This is a genomic window from Streptomyces sp. NPDC104307, from assembly GCF_055584045.1.
The window spans coordinates 1-5,773 of record NZ_JBVJMU010000036.1 but is presented as its reverse complement, the minus strand read 5'-3'; the positions used below and the strand labels follow the sequence as shown (position 1 = coordinate 5,773).

The window sequence follows — 5,773 nt, the reverse complement described above, 5'->3', positions numbered from 1 at the left end:
CGCTCCGGCAGCACCAGAGGCTCCAGAAGCGTGAGCTCACCGACCTGCTCACAACCGGCCTCATCCGCCGCACGCAACGCCAACTCGACGAACGCCGTACCCGGCAGGACCGCCCGGCCGCCCAGCACATTGTCGGCGAGCCAGGCCGCGCTCTGCCGCGCGACCCGGCCGGTCAGCAGGACCGCGTCCGTTCCCGGCAGTTCGAGCACGGCGGTGAGCAGCGGGTGGCCAGGGCCGGAGCCGAGATCGTCGGTGGTGGGCTCGTGCGGCGCCAGCCAGTAGTGCTTGCCCTGGAAGGCGTAGGTGGGCAGATCGACGGGGCCCGCCTCGGGCACCACAGCCGACCAGTCAACCGGCACACCCCGCACGAACGCCTGACCAGCAGAGAGCAGGAACCGGTCCCAACCCCCCTCACCCCGACGCAACGACCCAACCGCAACAGCCTGCCCCTCAACCCCCACAGCCTCAAACGTCTCCTGCAACCCCACCGTCAACACCGGATGAGGAGAACACTCCACAAACCCAGTAAACCCATCCGCAAGCAACAGCCGCACCGTCTCCTCGAATTCAACCGTCTGCCGCAAATTCCGGAACCAATACTCCCCACCCAACAACGACGTATCAACCACCCCCACATCAACAGTCGAATAAAACGCCACCGAAGAAGACACCGGAACAACCACATCAAGCAGCCGGAGAACCTCCTCACGCACCGCCTCCACATGCGGAGAATGCGACGCATAATCCACCGGAACCCGACGAACCCGCACCCCATCAGCCCGCCACCGCCCCATCAACACATCCAAAGCCTCAGAACCACCAGAAACCACAGTAGAACGCGGCCCATTAACCGTAGCAACCGACACCTCACCCTCAAACGACGACAAATACGGCCGCACCTCAGCCACAGGAAGCGCCACCGACACCATCCCCCCACGCCCCGCCAACACACCAATCGCCTGACTCCGCAACGCCACCACCCGCGCCGCATCCGACAAACTCAACGCACCCGCCACACACGCAGCCGCAATCTCCCCCTGCGAATGCCCCACCACCGCATCCGGCACCACACCCACCGAACGCCACACCTCAGCCAACGACACCATCACCGCCCACAACGCCGGCTGCACCACATCAACCCGCTCCAACGCACCACCCTCACCAACCAACAACACATCCAACAAATCCCACTCCACAAACTCCGCCAACGCCTCCCCACACGCAACAAGCCGCTCCGCAAACACCGCCGACGACGCATACAAACCCCGCGCCATCTCCACCCACTGCGACCCCTGCCCCGGAAAAACAAACACCGTCTTCCCCGACACCGCCGCACCACTCACCACACCACCCGACACCCCACCCGACGCCAACAACTCCAAAGACCCCAAAAGACCAGCCCGATCACCACCCACCACCACAGCCCGATGCTCAAAAGCCGCACGCGAAGTCACCAAAGAACGCGCAACAGCACCAACAGCCAACTCCGGAACCGCCTCCACATGAGCCAACAAACGCGCAGCCTGACCACGCAAAGCCGCCCCCGTACGACCCGACAACACCCACGGAACCGAAACCGAGCCGGAATCCACCAGGCCGTCGGACTCATCAATCACGGAATGCGGATCAGCCGCAGGGGCCTGCTCCAGAATGAGATGAGCATTGGTCCCGCTGATACCGAAGGAGGAGACGGCCGCCCTGCGCGGACGCCCGGAGTCGGGCCAGGTCTGCTCCTCGGCCAGCAGCGACACCGCGCCGGCCGACCAGTCGACGTGGGAGGTCGGCTCGTCCACGTGCAGGGTGCGCGGCAGCGTGTCCTTGCGCAGCGCCATCACCATCTTGATGACGCCGGCGACCCCGGAGGCAGCCATGGTGTGCCCGATGTTGGACTTCAACGAGCCGAGCCACAACGGCTGCTCATCGGTGTGCTCCTGACCGTAGGTGGCGATCAGTGCCTGCGCCTCGATCGGGTCACCCAGCTTCGTCCCCGTGCCGTGCGCCTCGACGACGTCCACGTCCGCGGCGGTCAGTCCGGCGTTGGCCAGCGCCTGGCGGATCACGCGCTGCTGAGCGGGTCCGTTCGGCGCGGTCAGACCGTTGGAGGCGCCGTCCTGGTTGACGGCACTGCCCCGGATGACGGCCAGGACGGGGTGCCCGTTGCGCCGGGCGTCCGACAACCGCTCCAGAACGAGGACGCCGACGCCCTCGCCCCAGCCCGTGCCATCGGCGGCGTCGGAGAACGCCTTGATACGGCCGTCGGCGGCGAGGCCGCGCTGGCGGGAGAACTCGGCGAAGATGCCGGGTGTCGGCAGCACGTTCACACCGCCGGCCAGCGCCAGCGAGCACTCGCCCTGGCGCAGCGCGTGCGTGGCCTGGTGCAGGGAGACCAGGGACGAGGAGCAGGCGGTGTCGACGGTGATCGCGGGCCCTTCCAGTCCGAGGAAGTAGGCGATGCGTCCCGACAGCACACTGGTGGTCCTGCCGGTCAGGCGGAAGCCGTCGACCTTCTCGTCGGCGCCGTGCAGGGGTGAGCCGTACTCCTGGAACAGGGCGCCGATGAACACGCCGGTGGTGGTGCCCATGAGGTCGCCCGGCAGGATGCCGGCCCGCTCGATGGCCTCCCACGCGGTCTGGAGGAGGAGCCGCTGCTGCGGATCCATCGCCGCCGCCTCACGCGGACTGATCCCGAAGAACTCGGCGTCGAACTCGGCGGCGTCGTACAGGAATCCCCCCTCGACGGCGTAGCTCTTGCCGGACCGGTCGGGGTCGGGGTCGTAGAGGTTGTCGAGGTCCCAGCCACGGTCCCGGGGCATCGCGCCGACCGCGTCGACACCGTCGGCGACCAGCCGCCACAACCCTTCGGGGGAGTCGGCGCCGCCCGGCAGCCGGCAGCCGATGCCGACGACGGCGACGGGGTCGTCGTCCGGTGCGGCGGTGGCCGGCACGACGAGAGGTGCGGCGCTGCTCGCCGTGGTCTCGTCGCCGTCGAAGAGTTCGCCGCGCAGGTGGGCGGCGAGGGCGGTGGGGGTCGGGTAGTCGAAGACGGCGGTGGACGACAAGCGCACGCCGACGGCCTCGGTCAGGCGGTTGCGCAGCTCGACGGCGGACAGCGAGTCGAAGCCGAGCTCCTTGAACTTGGCGTCGGTGCCGACAGCTGCGGCGGAGGCGTGGCCGAGAACGGTGGCGGCGTGCTCACGCACCAGGTCGAGCAGGACGCGGCCGCGGTCGGCGGGCGGCACCGTCGCGAACCGGTTCGCGACGCCGTCGGCCGCCGCGGCGGCGCCCGCGGTGCGCCTGGTGCGGACCCGGACGAGGCCGGAGAGCAGCTCGGGCAGGTTGCCGCCGGCAGCCAGTGCGGCGAGCCGGGCCAGGTCGAGCCGGGTGGTGACCGGCGCGGGCTCGCTGTGCGCGGTGGCCTCGTCGAACAGCGCCATGCCCTCGGCGGAGGTCAGCGGGATGAGGCCGCTGCGGGTGATCCGCGCGATGTCGGCCTCGTCGAGTTCGCCTGTCATCTCGCTGCGCTCGTTCCAGAAACCCCAGGCCAGTGAGGTGGCGGGCAGGCCCTGGGCGTGCCGGTGCTGGGCGAGGGCGTCCTGGAACACGTTGGCGGCGGCGTAGTTGCCCTGGCCCGCGTTGCCGAGGGTGCCCATGACGGACGAGTAGAGGACGAAGTGCGTGAGATCGGCGTCGCGGGTCAGTTCGTGCAGGTGCCAGGCCGCGTCGACCTTCGGCCGCAGCACGGACGCGAGGCGCTGCGGGGTGAGCGCGGCGACCAGTCCGTCGTCCAGGACGCCCGCGGTGTGCACAACGGCGCGCAGCGGACGGTCGGCGGGGATGGTGGCCAGGAGCGCGGCGAGCGCCTCGCGGTCGGTGACGTCGCAAGCGGCGACGGTGGCGTGGGCACCGAGTGTGCCGAGCTCCGCGACGAGTTCGTCGGCGCCTGCGGCGGACGGGCCGCGCCTGCTGACGAGCAGCAGGTGGCGGATGCCGTGTTCGGTGACCAGGTGCCGGGCGGCAAGCTTGCCGAGGGTGCCGGTGGCGCCCGTGATCAGTACCGTGCCGTCCGGGTCCCACTGCGGGGGCATGGTCAGCACGATCTTGCCGATGTGCTTGGCCTGGCTGAGGTGACGGAAGGCGTCGGGCGCCTCGCGTACGTCCCACGGACGGACCGGGATGGGCCGCACCGCGTCACGCTCGAACAGGCCGACGAGGGCGCGCAGGATCTCCTGGTAGCGGTCGGGCTCGTGCAGGGCGACCTGGATGAGGTCGAAGGCGGTGTAGTCGACGCCGGGGTGGAGCCGGGCCACGTCGTCGCGGTCGCGGATGTCGACCTTGCCCATCTCGATGAACCGGCCGCCGGAGGCGGTCAGGCGCAGGGTGGCGTCGACGAACTCGTTGGCGAGGCAGTCGAGTACGACGTCCATGCCGCGGCCGCCGGTCGCGGCACGGAACTCGTGCTCGAAGTCGAGGGTCCGGGAGTTGGCTATGTGCCGGTCGTCGAGGCCGGAGGCGCGCAGGGCGTCCCATTTGCCGAGGGACGCGGTTCCGAAGACCTCGGCGCCGAGGTGGCGGGCGACCTGGACGGCGGCCATTCCGACGCCGCCGGCCGCCGCGTGCACCAGGACGGACTGGCCCGGCTGTACGTCGGCCAGGGTGACCAGTCCGTAGTACGCGGTGGCGAAGACGATGCCGACGGAGGCGGCCTGCTCGAAGGTCCAGTGGCCGGGGACGCGGGCCACCCAGCGGGCGTCGGCGATCGCGACGGGGCCGAACGCGGCGGGCAGCATGCCGAGCACCCGGTCACCGGGGCACAGCGTCGTGACGTCGGCGCCGACCTCGGTGACCACGCCGGAGCCCTCGCCCATGTCGGCGTCACCGGGGTGGACGCCGAGGGCGATGAGCACGTCGCGGAAGTTCAGTCCGGCCGCGCGGACAGCGATCCTGACCTCGTGGGGGCCGACGGGCCTGGCGGCCTCGTCGGACGGCACGAGGGAGAGCGACTCAAGCATGCCCTGGCCGACCACGTCGAGTTTCCAGGGGCGGCCGGGCGGCGGCACGAGTGCCTTGCCGGTGGCGGCCCGAGCGAGTCTCGGCACCAGCATGTCCCCGCCGCGCAGGGCGAACTGGGCGGCGTCGGTGGCGAGCGCCGTGGACAGGGCAGCGGCGGACCGCTCGTCGTCGTCCACGTCCAGGAGCAGGAGTCGGCCGGGGTTCTCGGACTGGGCCGACCTGAGCAGCCCCCACACGGGGGCGGTGGCGAGGTCGGTGAGCTGGTCCGCGGCGGGGGCCGCCACGGCGCCGCGGGTGACCAGGCCGAGCCGCAGCCCGGCGAGGCGTTCGTCGGTCAGCCAGGCCTGCACAAGGTCGAGTGCTTCGCGTACGGCCGTGTGGGCGCCGGTCGCCGGATCGTCCGCGTCGCCCCGGGGCGGGCAGGCGACGAGCACCGGGCCGGTGACCGTGGTCCCGTGCTCCAGGGCGGCAGCGAGCTCTTCGAGTCCGGCGAAGCGGTGCGCGGGCTCCGCGCCGGCCAGGCCGAGCGGATCGGGGCCGAGCAGTGCCCACGCGACGGGCGCGGCGGCCTCGCCGGCGGCGGACGCCGTCCAGTCCGTCCACAACAGCGCGTCGGCCACGGACGGAGCGCCGAGCCGGGACAGATCGGCGGTGCGCCACACCAGGGAGTCGACGGTGGCGACGGGGGCGCCGGTGGGGTCGGCGACGGTGAGGGACACGGTGTCGGGGTCGCCGGTGACCGGGGTGACAGCGACCCGCAGGG

The 5,773-nt window shown here is 71.0% G+C and carries 1 protein-coding gene; it reads right to left on the bottom strand.

The genetic code is table 11. The features are described from left to right. The coding region (locus tag ACZ601_RS38985; RefSeq protein ID WP_469546971.1) for an SDR family NAD(P)-dependent oxidoreductase at positions 1-5,773 on the bottom strand (5,773 nt) is incomplete at both ends.